The organism is Archangium minus, assembly GCF_044360475.1.
Lineage (GTDB): Bacteria > Myxococcota > Myxococcia > Myxococcales > Myxococcaceae > Archangium > Archangium minus.
The window spans coordinates 6,174,947-6,194,781 of record NZ_CP043494.1; the positions used below are offsets into that span (position 1 = coordinate 6,174,947).

The window sequence follows — 19,835 nt, forward strand, 5'->3', positions numbered from 1 at the left end:
GGTTACCGTGCGTCGCCGAGCGCGCACTGGCGGGCCCGCTCGCCCCCATTCGTTCCGCCCGAGCTTCCGAGGTCCCCCGCATGTCCCGCGCCACCCCTGACTTCGATCCCGCGTCCGTGGACGTGGAGGGCTTCCTGGCCGACATCCGCGCGCTGCGCGCTGAGATCGATGCCTCCGTCAGCGAGGCGGACCTCGAGCACCTGCGGAAGATCGAGAACTGGGGTCGCGCGGCCACGGCGCTCGGTCTGGCCACCTGTTGGCTGATGCCCAACCCGCTGAGCGCGGCGGCGATGGGGCTCGGCCGCTCCACGCGCTGGCTGCTGATGCACCACGTGGGTCACCGGGGCTACGACCGCGTCCCCGGCGCCCCCGTGGAGCGCACCAGCAAGGGCTTCGCCAAGGGCAAGCGCCGCTTCGTTGACTGGCTCGACTGGATCATCCCCGAGGCCTGGGTGTTCGAGCACAACGTCCTCCACCACTCGTACACCGGCGAGGATGCGGATCCGGATCTGCTCGAGCGCAATGCCGAGGGCTCCCTGCGCAACCCCGAGCGCCCGCTCGCGTTGCGCTACCTCCAGCTCGCGCTGCTCGCGATCACCTGGCGCGCCAGCTACTACTCCCCGGAGACACTGGCCTCGCTGCGGCGCAAGCACCGCCCGGATGGGCCCCTGACCGGCGAGGAGTGGCGCGAGGTGCTGCTGACCGGCTACGCCCCCTACGTCGCCTGGAACTTCGCCGTGCTGCCCGCGCTCTTCCTGCCGCTGGGGCCGTGGGCCTCGTTCAGCACCCTGTGCAACTCGCTCATGGCCGAGGTCATCACCAACGTGCACACCTTCCTCGTCGTGGGGCCCAACCACACCGGCGAGGACCTGTACCGCTTCGACTCGGCCCCCGAGGGCAAGGGCGAGCGCTACCTCCAGCAGGTGATCGGCAGCGCCAACTACCGCACCGGTGGGGATCTCAACGACTACCTCCACCTGTGGCTCAACTACCAGATTGAGCACCACGTCTTCCCTGATCTGTCGATGCTCCAGTACCAGCGGGTGCAGCCCAAGCTGCGCGCCCTGTGCGAGAAGTACGGCATCCCCTACGTGCAGGAGAGCGTCTGGACGCGTGCGCGGAAGATGGTGGACATCATCGTGGGCAAGAGTTCCATGCGGCGGATCGGTCGCCGTGAGGCGGCCGCTGCTCCCGGTTCGCTCCCCGATGTGGCGTGATAGGGTGCGCTCCCGTGCACACCATCTTCGTCATGATCAAGTGTGAGCTGGGGCAGACCTACAAGACCGCGGCGATGATCGCCGACCAGGTCGACGAGGCCGCCGAGGTCCATTCCACCTCGGGCGGGTACGATCTGCTGGCCAAGTTCCACCTCGACAAGGACCAGGACATCGGTCGCTTTGTCACCGAGCGCATCCAGACGCTGCCCGGCGTCAAGGACACCTACACCATCACCACCTTCAAAGCGTTCTGAGCGAGCGCAACAGGCGGGTCGACCTCCCGGGCGCGTTTCATCGCAACCTGTCCGACAGTCGGACAAGTTCGCGAGAAACGTGCCCGGAGGAGGTCCCTGTCGGGTCCTGGCCAGGCCGTCCCTCTTTCCAGCCAGTTCTGAACACCGAGCAGCCCCTGGGGCCAATGCACGTCCGGACATCTTCCCGCGAGGATTGTCCAACGCATGGCACAGCTCCCCGCGGGGTTTGACGCGGCGTATTCCTGGGTTTACTTAAAGTAAAAACATCGCCTGGAGTGAAACGAGCTGGGTCTGACAGCTCGTTTTTTCCAGTGAAACAGGAATAGTGTGCGTTGGACGGTATAGTTGTGCATAGTAGGAAACGCATGCAACTCGGGGCGGGGCCGGTGTGGGTCCACCGAGGGGCATCGAAGGAGGAATGCGCGTGACCCCGTCCACCACTCCCATCCGCTTCCTGCTCTACCCGTCGCTAGGGGAGGTGCGGGAGCACGTGCGAGTCGAGCTCTTCGGGCGAGTGCTGTCCGAGCGGCTGGGCCGGCCGGTGGTGATGGAGATCGCGCCCACGTACGAGGTGCTGGAGACGGAGCTGGCCGCGGGCCGGGTGGACATGGCGTGGGCCACGGCCGAGCAGTGCAATGCCTTCGAGCCGCAGGCGCGGGCGGTGCTGCGCGCGGTGCGCTCGGGGAGCTGGCACTACCACGCGGCCCTGGTGTGCCGTGCGGACGAGCCGCTCACCCTGGAGACGATGAAGGGCAAGCGCGCCGCCTGGGTGGCCCCGCGCTCCACGGGCGGGCATCTGCTGGCCATGCGCTTCCTGCAACAGCGGGGGCTGCGCCCAGGCGAGCTCTTCGCCGAGCAGCGCTTCCTGGGCACCTACCGCAAGGCGCTCGAGGCCGTGCTCTCCGGAGAGGCGGACGTGACCTCCGTCTTCTCCAACCACCCGGACGAGCTCGCCATGCGCGCCACCCTGGCCTCGTACGTCGGGGCCGAGGAGTCCAAGCTCGTCACCTTCGCCTTCACCGAGCCCACCCTGGCCGATGGCATCGTCATCACCCGACGCCTGTCCGAGGTGGATGCCGCCGCGGTGGTGTCCGTGCTCATGCGGATGAACATCGACGGGGGTGGCCTGGAGATTTTGATGGGGCCCTTCCGGGTGGAGGGCTTCTTCATGTCGTCGGCATCTCGGGAGGAGTCCGAGGCGCCACGCAAGGTACGCAGCGCCGAATACGTGGTGGCGGAGCTGGATGGGGAGGCGCGGTGCCTGCGGTTGTGCTCGCCCATGGGCAGGGCCTTTGGCCGGGACGTGAGCAACGCCGAGGGGCGGACGCTGGTGGAGGTGCTGGGAGAGGAGGCGGGAGAGCCGCTGCAGACGCTGGTGCGCGCGGTCCGCCGAGGCGTCGCGGGCGGCCGGATGGAGTACCGGCTGGAGGTGGAGGGCGAGACGCGCTGGTACGCGGCGGAGATCACCCCGTGCGCTCCCGTGGAGGGAGAGACGCAGCCGCGCCTGGGCCTGCTGGTGCGCGATGTGTCAGGGATGCGCTCCCTGGAGGAGCCGCTGTATCGGCTGGCCTCCTTCCCGCTGCTGCATCCCGAGCCGCTGCTGGAGCTGGGCATGGACGGAGAGCTGCGCTTCGCCAACCCGGCCACGCACAAGGCCTTCCCGGAGCTGATCACCCAGGGGGCGCAGCACCCGATGGTGCGGGCGGCGTTGCAGTGGGCCTGGCGTGGGGCTCCCGCGGGTGAGCCCTCGCCCACGGTGCACCTGGACGGCCGGTACTGGGAGCTGACGGTGGCGCAGCTGTGGGATCCCCCGGGGCTGCGGGTGTTCGCCCGGGACGTGACGCTGCGCAAGCAGATGGAGGCGCGGCTCATCCAGGCGGACCGGTTGTCGGCGCTGGGCTCGCTGGCGGCGGCCGTGGGGCACGAGATGAACAACCCGCTGGCCTTCATGCTGGCCAATCTCTCCTTCGCGCGCGAGGAGTTGGAGCGGGTGGGTGAGTCGCTGAAGGAGAAGGGCGAGTCCGTGACGCAGGAGCTGGACGATGTGCTGGAGGCCCTGCGGGAGACGGCGGAGGGAGCGCTGCGGCTCAAGCACATCGTGCAGGATCTGCGGACGCTCTCTCGCAAGCCGCCGGAGCACCAGGCGCGAGTGGAGGTGCAGCCGGTGCTGGAGAACGCGCTGAAGCTGATCCGCGGCGAGCTGCACCACCGGGCGCGGCTGGAGCGGGACTTCCATGAGATACCGGCGGTGGACGCGGACGAGGCTCGGCTGAGCCAGCTCTTCCTCAACCTGCTGCTCAATGCGGTGCAGTCGATGGATCCAGCGGAGGCCGAGGACAACGTGCTGCGCGTGGCCGCTTACACCGGGGAGGAGGGCGAGGTGGTGGTCGAGGTGCAGGACTCGGGCAGGGGCCTGCAGCCCGAGGCGCTCTCGCGCATCTTTGAGCCCTTCGTTGCCTCGCGGCCTGGCAGCTCGGGCTTGGGGCTGTCGGTGAGTCACGCCATCGTGACGGGCCTGGGTGGCACGCTGCGGGCGGAGAGCCGCCAGGGACGGGGCACGCTGATCACCATCACGCTGCCTCCGGCGTGCGAGGCGCTCCAGCCGCAGACGGCCTTGCTCGCCGGGTAGCGGACACCTCGGTCCGCGCCCCTCTCGTGTTAGGCTGACGAGAGAGGCAGGAGCCGAGAGGTCCGTGCATGCGGCGACGTTGGGGCATTGGGGCTGGGGTGGTCCTCCTGGTCCTGTTGGGGTCGTGGCTCAGCTGGCGGTTCGCGGGGCCTGCGCCCAGTGCCTCGAGTCGTCCGGCGGAGTCCCGCGAGCAAGCCGCGGCGCGGGCGCGCTCCTCGTGGCTGACGGGGCCCTCGGCAGCCCAGCCCGAGGCTCGGGGAGCGTTGTCCATCCAGGGCCAGGTCGTGGGTCCAGAGGGGCCGGTGCCCGGAGCGCTCGTCGTGGCCTTCGAGCCCGCGTCCGCGGAGTGGCTCTCCAGGATTCCTTCCCGATCCGACGACTCGTGGATTCTCTGTGGCGGTGGTCTGTACGCGAAGACGTTCCTGGAGCTGGCGGCGGAGCAGCGAGTGCGGGAGGCACTGCCATCCGCGCATGCCACCACGGACGCCCACGGGAACTTCCGTATCGAGGGCCTGGAAGAGGGCTCCTTCATGCTCTGGGCCGAGCGCGGAGACGACCTGGGCGTTCAGTGGGAGGTGGCGGCGGGGAGCGAGGACGTCGAGGTGCGGGTCTCCCTCGGGGTATGGATCTCCGGCGAGGTGCACGACGAGCAGCAGAGGGCGCTCGCGGGAGCGCTCGTCACAACGCTCCTGCGGAACGAGGGACGCTTCGTCGAGACGACCACGGATGCGCAAGGCCGGTTCCTGGTCGGTCCACTCCCCTGGGGTGAGCACGAGGTCCTCGTCTCGATGGAGGGCTTCTTGCCGAGGCGTTCGAGCTCGAGCACGCCCACCTGGGGAGCCAGGCCGCTCGATGTGACCCTGTTCACCCCGCTGCGGATCTCGGGCCGTGTCGTGGATGAGCGGGGTCCGGTTCCGGGGAGCACCGTCCACGTCAAGGATGACGTGCGCATCGCGCCCACGCTCACGGATGAGCGCGGGCATTTCGTTCTGGAGGGGCTGTGTCCAGGGCAGGTGCTGTTGGCCAGCGGAAAAGGGCTCCATGCCCAACAGCGGGTGGATGTGAATGGGTCCGAGGTGGAGCTCGTCCTCGGCGCCAATCTCCAACTGAGCGGACGCGTCACCCACACCTCCGGCCGGTCCATCGAGGGAGCGGAGGTGACCCTGTCCGGAATTGGGACGGAGAACAGATGGACGGTTCGGACGGACTCGCGGGGCAGGTTTTTGATCGAGCCGCTCGTTCCGGGAACGTATGGGATGAGCGTGCAGGCGATGCGCCACGTCCGCAAGGAGCTCCCGGAGCGTCTGCTCGAGGCCTCGGAGGAGATACAGGTCGTGTTGAAGGAGGCGTGGCTCGTGGAGGGCCGCACCGTGGACGAGAGGGGCGCACCCGTGGAGGGGGTCTCCTTGCGGCTCGTGCCCGCCGAGTCCGGGCCGCCAGGGCCGTCTGTCGCCGTCGCACTCTCGGGGGCGGATGGCACCTTCGCACTGGAGGCTCCCGTGCACGGTCCCTGGCGCGTCCTGGCCCACCATCCGGACTTCCTCACGGAGGAACTGCAGCTCTCCGCCCCTTCCCGTGACGCGCGTGTGGTGATGCGTGGCGGCGCCTCCCTCGAGATCGAGCTGGTGGATGAGGCGGGACGCCCGGTCCGCCGTGCGGAGCTTCAGGCCCATGCCAGCAAGGGCAGCTTCTCGCGGGCGCTCACCACCGACGCGGAGGGCAGGGCCGTGTTTCGAGGTCTGCTACCCGGGCGCTACACCCTGCGGGCCAGGCCTCCTTCGGGATGGATCCTCTACGCGGAGCAGGAGGAGGTGGTGCATGGCGTGGAGGCTCGGAAGGTGCGCATCCAGCTCGAGGAGGGCTGGAGCTTCTCGGGCCAGGTCGTGGATCAGCAAGGCCATCCCATTGAGGGCGTGTTCATCTCCGGGTCCCAGCGTGGCAAGTCCGGGCAGCCGAATCTCTCCACGCGGGTTCAGTCCGGGCCCGACGGAAGGTTCACGCTGGCGCACCTGACGGAGGGAGCCTGGGGGGTGTATGCGTTCTTGCCCGGGTATACGCTCGATCAAGAGGCCTCGAGTGGGCTCGACTGGGATGAAGGTGGTTCCATGGTGGGGCGTGTTTCTCCCGGGAGCCGTGACGTCCGGATCGTGATGCGGAACGTGCGGTGTGAAGTCCGCGGACGTGTGGTGCGCGAGGATGGCAGTCCGCTCACGTCGTTCTGGGTCGATCAGACACGCGTGAATCACCCTGACGGGAGGTTCTCCGTGCCGCGCTCCAGGGGGAGCCTGGTTCACATCTTCGCTCCAGGGTTCTCCCAGGAACGTTTCAATCTGCCGGAGGAAGAGGTCGCAGAGCTGGGCGAGGTGGTCCTGAAGGCGGAGCAGCCGAGGCCCGAGAAGCCCCCGCCCGAGCCCGGAGCCGATCTGGACGGGCGGATCTCCTCGGCGGGTGTCCCGGTTGCGTCGGGCCTGGTCAAGCTTCGCTCGGAACAGGGCACGCTCATGACCACCACGGGCTTCTGGAATGGACGTTATTCCCTGCGGTCCATCCCGGCGGGCCGCTATGTGGTCCAGGTGGTGGCGCAGCCCGACGAGGGCCCGGCGCCACTGTTCCCGCTGCGGCGGGTGGAGCTCTCCTCGGGCGACAGGGTGACGCTGGACTTCACCGAGCAGGTTCCGGGCGCGGCGGTGGATGTCTTCGTGCCGGATCGGAACATCGAGGTCCATCTCCTCCCGGGGAGCCTGCCGTCCATGGGTCCGAAGAACGGTCTGTACTCCAAGCTGGAAAGTGGCTTCATGGGCAGGCCGGTTCGGGAGGGGGTCCGGCGGTTTTCCCGGGTGCCCGCGGGGCACTACACGCTCTTCGCCATGCGGAGGGACGAGGACGTCACAGCGGTCCACCGGGAAGAGCTGGAGGTCCCCTCCGAGGGCGAGCTCTCCTTCTCGCTGTTGCCTCAGTGGACTCTGTACGACGATTAGCCCGTTCGTGCCGCGACAATGCCCTGGAGGGCAGCCTGTGGCGTGTGGCACCACCCACTAGCGTGCGCTCCTGATGGAGGCTGCATGTCACGGGTCGCGCGGGGCTTGTTATGTCTGGCGGCGGGAGGGCTGCTGCTGTCCTGTTCCTCCTCGACCGAATGGATCGGGCCGCTGCCCGCCGAGTGTCAGGAGTTCGCGCAGGCGGAGTCCGGTCCAGCGACCCATGTCGAGGAGGATGGGTTGCCGGTGTTCAACCTGTTCATCTCGGAATCCCTTCCGGATGAAGAGGGCTACTTCGTGGCGCGGCTCGTCTATCGCGGGCGGTGCCAGCGGCTGTGGGTGAGGCTCCGCGGGAACACCTCGCACTTCTTTCCCAAGCGCAGCTACACCCTCGACTTCCCGAAGGACGCGCCCTTCGACGAGCCCCTGCTCGGCGGCGGCTTCACCGGCCGGCGCAAGGTGGTACTCATCAGTCCGTTCAACGACAACTCGTACATGCGGCATCGGCTCGCCTTCACGCTGTGGAACCGGATGTCGCCGGGCCACATCCCCGTGAAGACGTACAGCGCCGTCGTCTACGTGAACGGGAGCTACGTGGGCCTGTACACGGTGGCCGATCACCTCGACAAACACCTGATGGCGGCGCAGGGGCTGGATGGGGAAGGGGAGCTGTTCAAGGCCTCGGGTGATGACGCCAACTTCTCCCACCTGGACGTCGAGGGCCGGCCCAAGCGCGATTTGAAGCAGGGCTTCGAGAAGAGGGCGGGACGCCCCGAGTCTGGCTCCGAAGCCTACGACAGCATCCGCGCGTTCACGGCCTTTGTGATCGATTCGAGCCCGGAGCGCTTCCAGGTGGAGCGCCACGCGTGGATGACGCACGAATACGAGGACTGGTGGATCTTCTCTACGCTCATCGTTGCCAACGACTCGGTGTCGAAGAACGCCTACCACTACCGGGCTCCGGGTCCCGGAGGCCGGTGGCGCTACATCCCGTGGGATCTCGATACCAGCTTCGGCCAGAACTGGGACACGCGGCGCAATGATCCACGGGAGCACCCCCACTTCACGACCCGGAATCACCTCTTCGCCCGGATGCTGGAGGACCCCTCCATCGCGGCGTCCCTGCGCGAGCGCTACCGGGTGCTGCTCCAGGGAGAGCTGCGAGCGGAGGTGGTGCTCGGGCTCATCGACGAGTACGCGCGGGAGGTGGCTGCCGCGGCCCGTCGTGACGAGGTCCGGTGGAGGGAGGACTACCTGAGCTTCTTCCGGTGGAAGACCCGCACGGACTTCACCACCTTCGACGAGGAAGTGGAGTACCTCCGGTGGTGGGTGCAGCTGCGTTGGGGCACGCTGGAGCAGCAGCTTCCCTGAGCCCATTCGCCCCGTGGGACGGGTTCGTGTTGGCAAGCGGGATGGACTGTTGCGAAATGCCGTCCATGAACCTGCTCTCATCCGCCTGCCTCGCCGTGCTGCTCGCCCTCGCCCCCACCGCCTTTGCCGCCGCGCCGAAGAAGGCGGCGAAACCGGAGCCGGTCAAGACGGTGCGGGTCGTGCTTCAGACGGAGAAGGGAGAGATCGAGCTGGAGCTCGACGAGACCCACGCGCCCAAGACAGTGCGGAACTTCCTCCACTACGTGGACGGTGGCTTCTTCGAGGGCGGGGTGTTCCACCGCACGGTGAAGCCTGACAACCAGCCGAACAATCAGGTGAAGATCGAGGTCATCCAGGGAGGCATCAACCCCGCTCGCGAGTCCGAGCAGCTCCCGCCAATTCCGCTCGAGCGCACGAACGAGACGGGGCTCAAGCACAAGGATGGCTCCATCTCGATGGCGCGCGACACGCCGGACAGCGCGGTGTCGGACTTCTTCATCTGCGTGGGTGACCAGCCCGAGCTGGATCACGGAGGCAAGCGCAACCCGGACGGGCATGGCTTTGGGGCCTTCGGCCGGGTGGTGAAGGGCATGGACGTGGTGCGCGCCATCCAGCAGGCGCCCGCGGACGGGCAGAAGCTCACGCCGCCGGTCAAGATCCTGCGCGCCACGCGCAAGCCGTGACGCTCGATGAAGGTCGACTCAGCTCACGGCTGGCGCGGCACCAGGACGCACTGGCCGAGCTCCGTGTCACACACGGGCTCGAGCTCACTTGGGTCCAGGCAGGCGGCGGTGACGCACTCTCCTGGCTGGCACGCATAGGACGCCTGTTGGGCCAGGATTCGCGCTCGCCGCTGGAACTCGGCGAGGTTCGCCCTCGAGTTGACCGCACCGAAGCATTGGAAGGCTCCCAGGCAGTTCTGCCCGCCAGCCAGGGCGAGCAGATCGACCTCCTGGCAGGTGTCGCCAGCGCGGCACCGGGCGTAACGGGAGACCAGCTCCGTGGCGCCCTCCTGGAGTTGCTCGCAGTTGGCACATCCCGACAGCCACAGCGCCAGCGCCGCCATCCACGACATGACCAGTCGCCTCATTGCCCCACCTCCGCGTATGCCGGTTCAACGTCTCGTCTTCCCCGTGCGCCTCATGCTTCTGGCGATGGGGCCGGACGCACCCTGGACACGCGGAGCCGAGCGCGCATCGTCCGGTGGGGAGGCCGGGGCTACGTTCAATGCGTTGGGAGCGGTACCGGGGATTGTTTGAAGTCACAACAAAGAGGCTTGGCGTGGCCCGCGAGAAATGCTTGCCTCGGCGCCCCCCCTCACCTGGAAAGGTGCTCATCCATGCGGAACATCCTCGCGGCGTCTGTCGCCCTCTTCTCGCTCACCTTGCTCGGCCCTGTGGCCTGTGGCGGCACGGTTGCCGAGCCGTCCCAGGTTCTCTCGGAGCAGACGCAGGCCCTGAATGCCGTGGGTTCTGGCTGTTCCTCCGACGCGCAGTGCTCGACCGGGCTGTGCTGGACGGTGGCGGACTCGTACCCTCTCTACAACCCGTATTGGATCAGCGCCGATAGCTGCACCGAGGAGTGCGGGGGTCCTGACGACAACGCGTCCTGCCAGCAGCTCGCCGCGGACTTCAACGCTCCATATCCCGAGTCGGCGCGCTGCATCCCTGCCCGGGGCGTCTATGACAACTACCCGTACGATGACATCTTCTACGTGTGCGACCTGCTCCCCGCCGGTCTGGGCAAGGTCCACTGGGTCGAGTAGTCGCGCGGCGTGACTCGCGCCGTCTGGGGGGGGCCGATATGGCTGCGGGCGGACGAGCGTTTCCCGCTTCGTCATCTCCGACGAAGGGACTGCGTTCGTGAACCTGCGAGTCTTCGCCGTGATTGCGTCGTTGGGCGTGCAGGGGGTGCTGTCGGGTTGTGCGGCCCTCCAGCACCAGGCTCATTACGAGCAGATGTACGAGTACACCTATCCGCGCCCGTTGGATGAGCTCTGGCCCGAGGTGCGGAAGTTCGTCTCCGAGCAGGGCTACCCGCCCATGGAGAGCCCCCGCCAGTACGTGATGATCTCCGACTGGGTGACCTCGTTCAACGAGAGCCGGGTGATCAGCAGCGTCGATCGCATCTTCGTGCGAGGCCTGCCGCTCAACCGGGCCAACAGCGAGATTCGCATCTACCGCGAGTCCCGGATGACGGGGAGCAAATTGCAGCTCACGCCCACGGACATGACGGATGGCTCCGTCCTGATGTTCCTGGCCGCGGACGAGGTCAGCCCGTTGGGCGAGGATCCCATCCACCACTCGCACAAGATGAAGGACGGGTCCGCGATGGGCATCAACCAGGGCAACAAGAGCAAGGACCGTGGCTTCGCTCGGGCCGTGGATCTGGAGTGGAAGCTGCTCCAGCGGCTGGACGCGGCGGAGGCCCGGCGAATCGAGGAGCAGGTGGCGCAGCAGAAGCACTGAACGCCGCGCGGCCGATGGGGCGAGGCCCCGGCTCAGTGGGGCTGACCGGTGATGGCCACCGCGGGCGGCGAGGCGGTGAGGGGGCCCACGTAGAAGACACCGTCGTAGCCTTCGTGGGTGTACTCGGGGGTGAGCTCCACGAAGGCGCGGGGTCCCCGGAAGATGCTCTTGTCCCTGCTGCGGGCCGCGGGCGGGGTGGCGGGAGTGGCACCACAGTCGAGCTTCTGGTTCTCACCGGTGACGAGGTTGCACGTCCACGCGGTGCCCCGGCTGTAGCGCACGTCCAGCGCGCGCACCGGTTGTTTCGCTCGGACGAGGTGCCAGCCCATGGGGGTGAACGTTTCGTCCCACTCAGTGCCACGCGCGGTGCGCGTGTTGACGTTGCCGCCCAGCAGCAGGAAGGTGCTCCTGGGTGCTGTCTTGCGCACCTCGAGCACGCGGTGCGCCATGGCGGCCGCGCGCTGGCTGCCCTGGCCCGGTGCATCGAAGGTGAACACGGACATGCTCAGTCCCTGCGCGCGCAGCACGCGCAGCCTCTCCACCAGCGCGACGAGGGCCTCGCTGCTGCGCCCGTCCTGATAGGGCCGGCGCCAGAAGCCACCCTCGGTGAGCGACGCGCGCGCCTGCTTGTCCCCCCGGCTCTTCAGGTAGCGGCGCAGGGCCCGCTGTTCCTCTCGTGGCAGCTCCAGCCCCACCACCACCGGCACACCGGCGCTCGCCACGTGGCAGCTCAGCGTCCCCACGAAGGCTGGAATCTCTCGCGTGCCGTGCAGCTCCCCGAGCAGCAATATCCCACCCGGTGTTAGCACCTCGTCCATGCCCGCGATGGGGGCACCGCAGCGCTTCACCACGTCCTCCGGCGGGGACTTCAGGGCCGCGGTGAAGGCCTCGTTGGTGAGGGTGGGCTCGGGTGCGGCAGTCTCCTGCACATCCTCATCCTCGGGCGCTGGAGCGGAGGGCTCGCTGGCCGGGGGCGGGGTGGGCGCCTGTATGGCCAATGCACTCGGAGTGCCTAGGGCGAGCACCGTGAGCACCGTAGCCCGGCACACGGAGGGGAGGCGGACGCCCAAAAAGGAGCTCGGGTTCATGCTCCGGTGAACGTAGGCCCGGAGACTGCATATCGGGCTTTCAAGTGTGACTGACCGTGTAGGGAGCCCCCTCTTCGGTGCGATATGGTACCCATCCCCGCCCTTCGCTTCGGGAAAGGGCCGGTGCCCCACCAATGAGCGTCAGCGACTCCCCCAATCGCGTGATTTCCCTCCTCATCCCCGGATACACGCTCCAGGCGCCCTTCCAAGAGACGGGAACGAACGTCCTCTACCGTGCGGTGCGTGAGGCCGACGGGCTCCCGGTCATTGTGAAGACGCCTCGCTCCCAACATCCCGGTCCGCGCGAGCGCGCCCGCTACCAGCGCGAGTACAACATCCTGCAGCGCCTGCGTGGCGCCCCTGGGGTGCTTGTCGCCCACGGGCATGAGGTGCTCCAGGAGCGGCCCGTCCTCCTGCTGGAGGACGTGGGGGGTGTGGCCCTTTCGGAGCAAGTGGGGCGCACACTCGAGCCTCCCCGTTTCTTCGAGCTGGCCCTCTCCCTGGCGGCCACCCTGGCGGAGGTCCACCGGCGCGGCGTCATTCACAAGGACATCAAACCCTCCAACATCCTCGTGTCGCCGGCGGGGGGCGCCTGGCTCATCGACTTCGGCATCGCCACCCTGCAGCGGGTGGAGCACGTGGAGGCCGTCCTCCAGCACCAGTTCGTCGAAGGCACTCCGGCCTACATGTCTCCGGAGCAGTCGGGGCGGATGAATCGCGCGGTGGACTACCGCACGGACTTCTACTCGCTGGGGGTGTCGTTCTACGAGCTCCTGACGGGGAAGCTGCCCTTCCGGGGGCAGGACGTCCTGGAGTGGTTCCACGCCCATCTGGCCCAGGCGCCCATTCCTCCGCACCGGGTGACGTCGTCCATTCCCCCCGTGCTTTCCGCGGTGGTGATGAAGCTGTTGGCCAAGGTGGCGGAGGAGCGCTACCAGAGCGCCGAGGGGCTGCGGGCGGACCTGGAGCGGTGCCAGGAGGCGCTGCGGAGCGGGACGCCGGAGCCTTTCCCCTTGGGCAGCAAGGATCTTCCCGCCCGCTTCCTGCTCCCTCAGCGGCTGTATGGCCGCGAGGCGGAAGTGGACACGCTGCTGAAGTCCTTCGAGCGGGTGGCTCAGACGAAGCGGGCCGAGTGGATGCTCGTCCGCGGCTACCCCGGCATCGGCAAGTCCGCCGTCGTCCGCGAGCTGCACCGTCCGGTGCTTCGGCGGCGCGGCTTCTTCCTCAGCGGCAAGTTCGATCAATTCCAGCGTGACGTTCCCTACGCCACCCTGGCGCAGGCCATCCGGGAGCTGGTGCAGCAGCTTCTGGCCGGCAGCGACGAGGAGATGGCGTCCTGGCGCCGGCGGTTGCTGGAGGCGTGGGAGGGCAATGGCCAGGTGCTGGTGACGCTGGTGCCTCAGCTCGAGCGGGTCGCCGGCGCGCAGCCTGCGCTCTCCGAGCTCCCCCCCAGCGAGGCGCGCAACCGTTTCAACCGCGTCTTCCAGCGCTTCCTCGGTGTCTTCGCGACCCCGGAGCGCCCCCTCGTCCTCTTCTTGGATGATCTGCAGTGGGCGGACTTCGCCAGCCTCGAGCTGCTCCGCTACCTCACCACGCACCCGGATACGCCGCCCCTGCTGTTGATCGGCGCCTACCGGGACAAGGAGGTGAGCCCCTCCCACCCGTTGGAGTGGACCCTGGCGGAGGCGCGCAAGGCTGGGGCGACGTTGGGAGAGCTCCACCTGGGTCCCCTGGCGTTGGAGCAGACGCGGCGGCTGGTGGCGGATGCACTGCCCGGGGCCAGTGAGGAGCTGGTGGTGCCCCTGACGGCCCTCGTCCAGGAGAAGACGGGCGGCAACCCCTTCTTCCTCCTCCAGTTGTTGCAGACGCTCCACCAGGACGGGTTGGTGGGGCGGGCCCCGGAGGGGGGCTGGCGCTGGGACGCCGAGGGGGTACGCGCCAAGGGGTACTCGGACAACGTCATCGACTTCATGGTGGGCCGCCTGCGGCAGTTGCCGGAGCAGACGCGGCAACTGCTCTGTCTGGCGGCGTGCGTGGGCAATACCTGCCCCGCGCAGGACCTGGCCCTCCTGTCCCATCAGGACGCAGCCCAGGTGGAGCAGAGCCTGGAGCCCGCGCTCCAGGAAGATCTGCTGATGCGGGTGGACACCTGGGGGTACCGCTTCCTGCACGATCGGATTCAACAGGCGGTCTACACCCTCATCCCCGAGAAGGAGCGCAACGCCGTCCACCTGCGCATGGGCCGCCTGCTGCTGGAGCGCCTCTCGCCGGAGGAGCTGCGCGAGCGCCTCTTCGATGTGGTGGGGCACCTCAACGCGGGTGTGGAGTTGATGACGGAGCAGGCAGAGCGCTCCCGCCTGGCGCACCTGAATGCCGAGGCGGGTTGGAGAGCCAAGGCCTCCAATGCCTATCGCTCGGCCGTGGCCTGTTTCTCCACGGCCTTCTCCCTGCTTCCCGCCAACCCCTGGGAAGGGGAGGGCGCGCTGGCCTTCAAGCTGCGCCTGGACCAGGCGGGCTGTGAGCTCATCAGCGGCAACGCCGCCGAGGCACGCCGGCTCGTGGACGAGCTGCTGCCTCGGGCGCGCACGCGCGCGGACCAGGCCGCGGCCTACTCCCTCAAGCGCGAGATCCTCATCGCCTCCAGCGATGCCCCGGGTGCTGTCAGCTGCCTGTTGGAATGCCTGGAGGCGTTTGGCGTACCCCTGTCACCCAACCCCGCGTGGGAGGAGGTGATGGCCGCCAACGAAGAGGTGTGGCGCCTGCTGGGAGAGCGCCCCATCGAGAGCCTCATCGAGCTGCCGTCCCTGTCGGACCCTGACCTGAAGGCGGTCATGAGCGTCCTCGCGGCCCTGTCTCTTCCGGCCTTCTACGCTGGCAACAACTCCCTGTTCGTCCTCCACATCTGCCGGATGGTGGCCCTCTCCATCCGTCATGGCAGCTCGGAGGCCTCTGCGCACGCGTATGCCTGGTACGGCTTCGTGAGCAGCACGGCCTTCCGGCGGTACCGGGAGGGGCATATCTTCAGCAAGCTCGCCAGCGAGCTCGCCGAGCGCCAGGGGCTCTCCAACCAGCGGGGCGAGGTGTTCCTGCTTCGGGGCTTGCTCGAGCAGTGGGTGCACCCGTTTCCCCAGGCTCAGGAGCGCTTCCGCGATGCCTTGCACCGGACCGTCCTGGCAGGTGATTTCCAGAACGCCAGCTATTGCTACAACAACCTCGTCGCAAGCCATCTCGCCCTAGGACGCGAGCTGGGCGACATCCACCAGGATGCTGTCGCTGGCCATGACTTCTCCTCCAAGGCGGGCTTCTGGGATTCCGCCCAGACGATGCTCGTCTGCCAGCGTTACGTGCAACAACTCCGCGGGCGCACCGTGTCGTTCGGTACCCTGAACGGTGATGGCTTCGACGAGGCGGCGTTCGAGAGCCAGTTGGCCTCGCGGGGCCTGAGCTCGATGCGCTGCAGCTATGCCATCATGAAGCTGCAGTCCCGCTTCATGTGTGGCGCCTATGACGAGGCGCGCCAGGCGGCTGCTTCCGCCAAGGAGCTGCTCTGGTCCTCGCACGGCCAGACCTTCCTTTACCTCTACCACCTGTATCGGGCGCTGACGTTGGCGGCGTGCTGCCGGGATGCCCCGCCGCCGCTGCGGAGCGAGTACCTGGAGGCCATCGAGCAACATCGCCTGCAGTTGGCGGAGTGGGCAGAGCACTGCCCGGAGAACTTCCGCGCCGCCGAGCGACTGGTGGCCGCGGAGAGGGCGCGCCTGAAGGACCAACCCGACAATGCCCTCCGGGCCTACGAGGAGGCCATCCAATCCGCGCGCGCTCAGGGCTCTCTGCTGAACGTGGCCCTGGCCTGTGAGTTGGCCGCGCGCTTCTGGAAAGCGCGGGGGATGCCCACCACAGCCCAGGCCTTCGCTCGGGATGCGCGGGAGGCCTGGTGGCAGTGGGGGGCCGAGGGCAAGGTGCGGCAGATGGACGAGCTGTGGCCGGTCCTGGCCTCTCCGCTCGTGAAAGGCCCGGAGTCCAGCACCAGCTACGACACGGACTCCAGTCACCTGGATGCGATCACGATCGTCAAGGCCCAGCAGGCCATCTCCAGTGAGATCGTCCTGGATCGCCTGGTGAATACCCTCATGCGGGTGGCGCTGGAGAACGTTGGCGCCCAGCGCGGCGCGCTGCTGTTGCTGCGCAATGACACTCTGGAGGTGGCGGCCCTCGTGGACACCTTCTCGGGCCTGTCCTCGATCTCAGCGGAGGCCGAGCGGCCCTTGCCGTGGACGCTGCTGACCTACGTGCGGCGCTCGGGCGAGCACGTCCTCATCAACGACACCGCCCAGCCCCACGCCTTCTCCAGCGATGCGTACTTCTCCGACAGTCCGGCTCGCTGCGTGCTGTGCCTGCCGCTCGGGCGCCAGGAGGAGCTCGGCGGGCTGTTGTACCTGGAGAACGATCTGGCCTCGGAGGCCTTCTCCCAGAGGCGCGTCGCGCTGCTCAGACACATCGTCTCCCAGGCGGCCATCTCCATTGAGAACGCGCGCCTGTACGCGGAGGTGCGGCGGGCCGAGGCGGCCATGCGCCAGTCCAATGATGAGCTGGAGCGGCGGGTGGAGGAGCGCACGCGCGAGCTGAAGCAGGCCCAGGCGCACCTGGTGGAGACGGCGCGCGTGGCAGGCATGGCGGAGATCGCCTCCAACATCCTCCACGAGGCGGGCAATGCCCTCACCAGCGTGGTGGTGGACACTGACCTGCTCCGCAAGGCGGTGGAGGCCTCGCGTGTCGGCCGGGTGCAACAGGTCGCGGAGCTGCTGGAGGAGCACCAGGATGACCTGGCGGACTTCCTCACCCAGGATTCGCGCGGCAGCCTCTTGGCGGGCTACCTGTCCAGCCTCGCGAGCGAGCTGCTGCGCGAGCAGGCGGTGCTGAAGAAGGGCCTGGAGGCCTTGGAAGGACATGTGAGCCGGGTGGGGACCATCGTCCAGACGCAGCGGACCTACGCAACGTCCACGCTGCTGACGGACGAGTACGACCTGGGCGGGCTGGTGGAGGAAGCCCTGCACCTGCACCAGATGGCGTCACGGCACTTCCCCATGTCGGTGACGAAGGAGCTCTCCGAGCTACCGCTGGTGCGGGTGGACAGGCACCGCGTGTTGCAGATCCTCACGAGCCTGCTCAGCAACGCTCGGGGGGCCCTGACGCCCGTGCCCGAGGCGGAGCGGCGCCTGCGGGTGCGGCTGACCGCGGAGGACGGGTGGGCTCGAATCCAGGTGGAGGACAACGGCGAGGGCCTGACACCGGAGGTCCGCGAGCGGCTCTTCACACAAGGCTTCAGCACGCGCAAGGATGGCTACGGCATCGGCCTGCACACCAGTGCGCTGGCGGCCCGGCTGCTGGGGGGTCGGCTGACGCTGGAGAGCGACGGGCCGGGTCTGGGAGCCATCGCTACCCTTGAGCTCCCCCTCAAGGAAACGCGCCGCGGAGGGTGACGGGTGTGAATTCCAGGGTAGGATGCGCGCCGGCGTCGTTTGCCGCCGCCACCCACTCGTAAGATAAGGAGCCCTCTCTTGGCCGGATCCAGCCTGCTTGCCCTGATCGACGACATCGCCACCATCCTTGACGATGTGGCGGTGATGACCAAGCTGGCCGCCAAGAAGACCGCTGGCGTGCTGGGAGATGACCTGGCGCTCAATGCCCAGCAGGTCACTGGCGTCAACGCCGACCGCGAGCTGCCCGTGGTGTGGGCGGTGGCCAAGGGCTCGGCGGTGAACAAGGCCATCCTGGTGCCCCTGGCGCTGGCGATCAGCGCCCTGGCGCCCTGGGCGGTGACGCCGCTGCTGATGGTGGGTGGCCTCTTCCTGTGCTTCGAGGGCGTCGAGAAGCTGGCGCACAAGTTCCTGCACAGCGAGGCCGAGGACGAGGCCCACCACGCCGAGCTCACCCAGGCCCTGGCCGACCCGAACGTCGACCTGGTGGCGCTCGAGAAGGAGAAGATCAAGGGCGCGGTGCGCACCGACTTCATCCTCTCGGCGGAGATCATCGCGATCTCCCTGGGTGTCGTGGCCAGCGCGCCCTTCATGACCCAGGTGTCGGTGCTGATCGGCGTGGCCGTGCTGATGACCGTGGGCGTCTACGGCCTGGTGGCGGGCATCGTGAAGATCGACGACCTGGGGCTCGCCCTCAGCCGGAGCTCCAGTGGATTCCAGCAGAGCCTGGGGGCGGTCATCCTGAAGGCGGCGCCCTGGCTCATGAAGGGCCTGTCGGTCGCCGGCACCGCGGCCATGTTCCTGGTGGGCGGAGGCATCCTCACGCACGGTATCCCCCCGCTGCACCACGCGATCGAGGAGTTCGCCCACCACACCGGTCCGCTGGCGGCAATCATTCCGTCGTTGGCCGACGCGCTGATTGGCATCGTGGCCGGCGCGGTGGTGCTCGGCGTGGTGACCATGGTTCAGCGCGTCGTGCGTCGTGGCAAGAAGGAGGCCTGACGTGGAGATCCGCTTCCTGGAGGCCACCGAAGCAGCGTCCTACCTGGATGATCTGGTGGAACTGCTCAGGGACTCCGTGGACGGCGGAGCCTCCGTAGGCTTCCTCCCGCCGCTGGATGTGGCCGAGGCTCGAGCCTACTGGGAAGGCGTGGTGGCCGAGCTGGCCTCGCCCGGGCACAGCCTGGCTCTGGCCTGGGTGGACGGCCGGGTGGCCGGCACGGCCCAGTTGGTGGAGGCGAGCAAGGCCAACGCCCGCCACCGGGCGGAAGTGTCCAAGGTGCTGGTCCATTCGGCCTTCCGCCGCCGGGGGATTGGGGCCGCGCTCATGCAGGCCCTGGAGGAGCGGGCCCGGGAGCGGGGGAGGACCACCCTGGTGTTGGACACCCTGGAAGGCGCTCCCTCCGAGCGGCTCTACCAGTCCCTGGGCTGGCTTCGGACGGGGGTCATTCCCCAGTACGCCCGGGTCGCCGATGGCACCCTGCAGGGCACGGTTGTCTACTACAAGCTGCTCGGCGAAGCGGGACGCTGAGTCGCGTGTCTCGGAGCGCGGGAACCAATCCCTTGTCGCCTGAGAAGACTGTCGTTGGGGGAATCCACCATACGACAGGCATTATCAAGTCGCGAACAGGGTAACACCCCGTCTCCTCGAAGAAGCTCCCGGCTGGGACTGTGTCGGGACCGTGTCGTCGCGCGATTAAACCCGAAAAAATACGCGGACTGCTCATAAGGGGCGCAGCACCCCCTAATCCCTCTCATCCCAATTGGAGCAAGAGAATGAGCAAGAAGATCATTCGTCGTGCCGCGATTGTCTTTACCCTCATGGGCCTTGTGGGTCTGACGGGAACCCTGGTGGCCCCCTCCGCTCAGGCTTCCCAGATGGGCACCCTGGCCACCTGCAACGCGACCTGGTACGGCGCGGAGGGGGAGATCCCCGAGGGGTGGCCCACCGCCAGCGGCGAGCCCTTCAGCCGTTGGGCGCTCAAGGCCGCGCACAACTCCCTGCCATTTGGCACTCGGGTCAAGGTGACCTACCAGGGCCGGTCCGTCACGGTGACCATCAATGACCGCGGAGGCTTTGGCGGCGCGACCTGCCTGGATCTCACCTACGGGGCGTTCATTCAGATCGCCAACCCTGACCTTGGCGTCATCCCTGTGCAGTACGAGATCCTCCCGTAAAACAATCCCTACCACGAGCGAGGGAGGTAAAGCCTGCTCCCTCGCTCGTGGTGTACTCCCCGCAGCGGTACGAAGGAGCCCCCCGGTGCATGAATGAAGAACGGGGGGCCCCGAGCCGAGGAGTCGCCTCGGCTCTCTCGTGGGTGCAGTTTGTGGCGTGCATCGGACAGTTCCG

At 67.9% G+C, this 19,835-nt stretch carries 14 protein-coding genes; 12 read left to right on the forward strand and 2 right to left on the reverse strand.

Translation table 11 applies throughout. The features are described from left to right. Positions 1–80 precede the first annotated feature (80 nt). The 6 genes from F0U60_RS25100 (at position 81) to F0U60_RS25125 (ending at position 9,132) form a co-directional block, all read left to right on the forward strand. Positions 81–1,217 carry a fatty acid desaturase family protein gene (locus F0U60_RS25100; RefSeq protein ID WP_395824135.1) on the forward strand — a complete coding sequence of 379 codons (1,137 nt, stop codon included), beginning with the start codon at positions 81–83 and terminating at the stop codon, positions 1,215–1,217. 14 nt (positions 1,218–1,231) lie between these two features. Beyond that, positions 1,232–1,471: an Lrp/AsnC ligand binding domain-containing protein gene (locus F0U60_RS25105; protein WP_203404586.1), complete on the forward strand. Its 240-nt coding sequence runs from the start codon at positions 1,232–1,234 to the stop codon at positions 1,469–1,471. Between the two features lie 418 nt (positions 1,472–1,889). After that, a complete protein-coding gene (locus F0U60_RS25110) occupies positions 1,890–4,100 on the forward strand; it encodes a PhnD/SsuA/transferrin family substrate-binding protein (RefSeq protein ID WP_395824138.1) in 2,211 nt (736 codons plus the stop codon). 68 nt (positions 4,101–4,168) lie between these two features. Next, positions 4,169–7,078: a carboxypeptidase regulatory-like domain-containing protein gene (locus F0U60_RS25115; protein WP_395824141.1), complete on the forward strand. Its 2,910-nt coding sequence runs from the start codon at positions 4,169–4,171 to the stop codon at positions 7,076–7,078. An 84-nt stretch (positions 7,079–7,162) separates the two neighbouring features. Continuing rightward, positions 7,163–8,449, forward strand: coding sequence for a CotH kinase family protein (locus tag F0U60_RS25120; RefSeq protein ID WP_395824144.1), 1,287 nt, complete (start codon positions 7,163–7,165; stop codon positions 8,447–8,449). A 65-nt stretch (positions 8,450–8,514) separates the two neighbouring features. Continuing rightward, entirely contained in the window at positions 8,515–9,132 is a 618-nt protein-coding gene (locus F0U60_RS25125) for a peptidylprolyl isomerase (RefSeq protein ID WP_395824147.1), read from the forward strand. 23 nt (positions 9,133–9,155) lie between these two features. Here F0U60_RS25125 and F0U60_RS25130 read toward each other — a convergent pair whose 3' ends face one another. Further along, the gene (locus tag F0U60_RS25130) at positions 9,156–9,539 is read right to left on the reverse strand and encodes a hypothetical protein (RefSeq protein ID WP_395824150.1); all 384 of its coding nucleotides are present in this window, start codon (positions 9,537–9,539) and stop codon (positions 9,156–9,158) included. 249 nt (positions 9,540–9,788) lie between these two features. Here F0U60_RS25130 and F0U60_RS25135 point away from each other — a divergent pair, with 249 nt between their 5' ends. Both F0U60_RS25135 and F0U60_RS25140 read left to right on the forward strand, forming a co-directional pair. Then, positions 9,789–10,214, forward strand: coding sequence for a hypothetical protein (locus F0U60_RS25135; RefSeq protein ID WP_395824153.1), 426 nt, complete (start codon positions 9,789–9,791; stop codon positions 10,212–10,214). A 97-nt stretch (positions 10,215–10,311) separates the two neighbouring features. Continuing rightward, a complete protein-coding gene (locus F0U60_RS25140) occupies positions 10,312–10,917 on the forward strand; it encodes a hypothetical protein (protein WP_395824156.1) in 606 nt (201 codons plus the stop codon). A 32-nt stretch (positions 10,918–10,949) separates the two neighbouring features. On the opposite strand, the gene F0U60_RS25145 is transcribed toward F0U60_RS25140, so the two are convergent. Further along, entirely contained in the window at positions 10,950–11,846 is an 897-nt protein-coding gene (locus F0U60_RS25145; RefSeq protein ID WP_395824159.1) for a hypothetical protein, read from the reverse strand. A gap of 293 nt (positions 11,847–12,139) precedes the next feature. Here F0U60_RS25145 and F0U60_RS25150 point away from each other — a divergent pair, with 293 nt between their 5' ends. The 4 genes from F0U60_RS25150 (at position 12,140) to F0U60_RS25165 (ending at position 19,660) form a co-directional block, all read left to right on the forward strand. After that, a complete protein-coding gene (locus F0U60_RS25150) occupies positions 12,140–17,485 on the forward strand; it encodes an AAA family ATPase (RefSeq protein WP_395824162.1) in 5,346 nt (1,781 codons plus the stop codon). Positions 17,486–17,563: 78 nt separating this feature from the next. After that, positions 17,564–18,484: a DUF808 domain-containing protein gene (locus F0U60_RS25155; protein ID WP_395824165.1), complete on the forward strand. Its 921-nt coding sequence runs from the start codon at positions 17,564–17,566 to the stop codon at positions 18,482–18,484. Between the two features lies 1 nt (position 18,485). Next, positions 18,486–19,013, forward strand: a complete 528-nt coding sequence (locus F0U60_RS25160; RefSeq protein ID WP_395824167.1) for a GNAT family N-acetyltransferase — start codon at positions 18,486–18,488, stop codon at positions 19,011–19,013. A gap of 245 nt (positions 19,014–19,258) precedes the next feature. Continuing rightward, a complete protein-coding gene (locus tag F0U60_RS25165; protein WP_395824170.1) occupies positions 19,259–19,660 on the forward strand; it encodes a septal ring lytic transglycosylase RlpA family protein in 402 nt (133 codons plus the stop codon). Positions 19,661–19,835: the final 175 nt, after the last annotated feature.

Excerpts from the sequence above, each read along its gene's own strand:
- F0U60_RS25115 (WP_395824141.1), top strand. The coding sequence starts at position 4,169 with ATGCGGCGACGTTGGGGCATTGGGGCTGGGGTGGTCCTCCTGGTCCTG.
- F0U60_RS25135 (WP_395824153.1), top strand. The coding sequence starts at position 9,789 with ATGCGGAACATCCTCGCGGCGTCTGTCGCCCTCTTCTCGCTCACCTTG.
- F0U60_RS25130 (WP_395824150.1), bottom strand. The coding sequence starts at position 9,539 with ATGAGGCGACTGGTCATGTCGTGGATGGCGGCGCTGGCGCTGTGGCTG.
- F0U60_RS25110 (WP_395824138.1), top strand. The coding sequence starts at position 1,890 with ATGCGCGTGACCCCGTCCACCACTCCCATCCGCTTCCTGCTCTACCCG.
- F0U60_RS25120 (WP_395824144.1), top strand. The coding sequence starts at position 7,163 with ATGTCACGGGTCGCGCGGGGCTTGTTATGTCTGGCGGCGGGAGGGCTG.
- F0U60_RS25125 (WP_395824147.1), top strand. The coding sequence starts at position 8,515 with ATGAACCTGCTCTCATCCGCCTGCCTCGCCGTGCTGCTCGCCCTCGCC.
- F0U60_RS25165 (WP_395824170.1), top strand. The coding sequence starts at position 19,259 with ATGAGCAAGAAGATCATTCGTCGTGCCGCGATTGTCTTTACCCTCATG.
- F0U60_RS25150 (WP_395824162.1), top strand. The coding sequence starts at position 12,140 with ATGAGCGTCAGCGACTCCCCCAATCGCGTGATTTCCCTCCTCATCCCC.
- F0U60_RS25100 (WP_395824135.1), top strand. The coding sequence starts at position 81 with ATGTCCCGCGCCACCCCTGACTTCGATCCCGCGTCCGTGGACGTGGAG.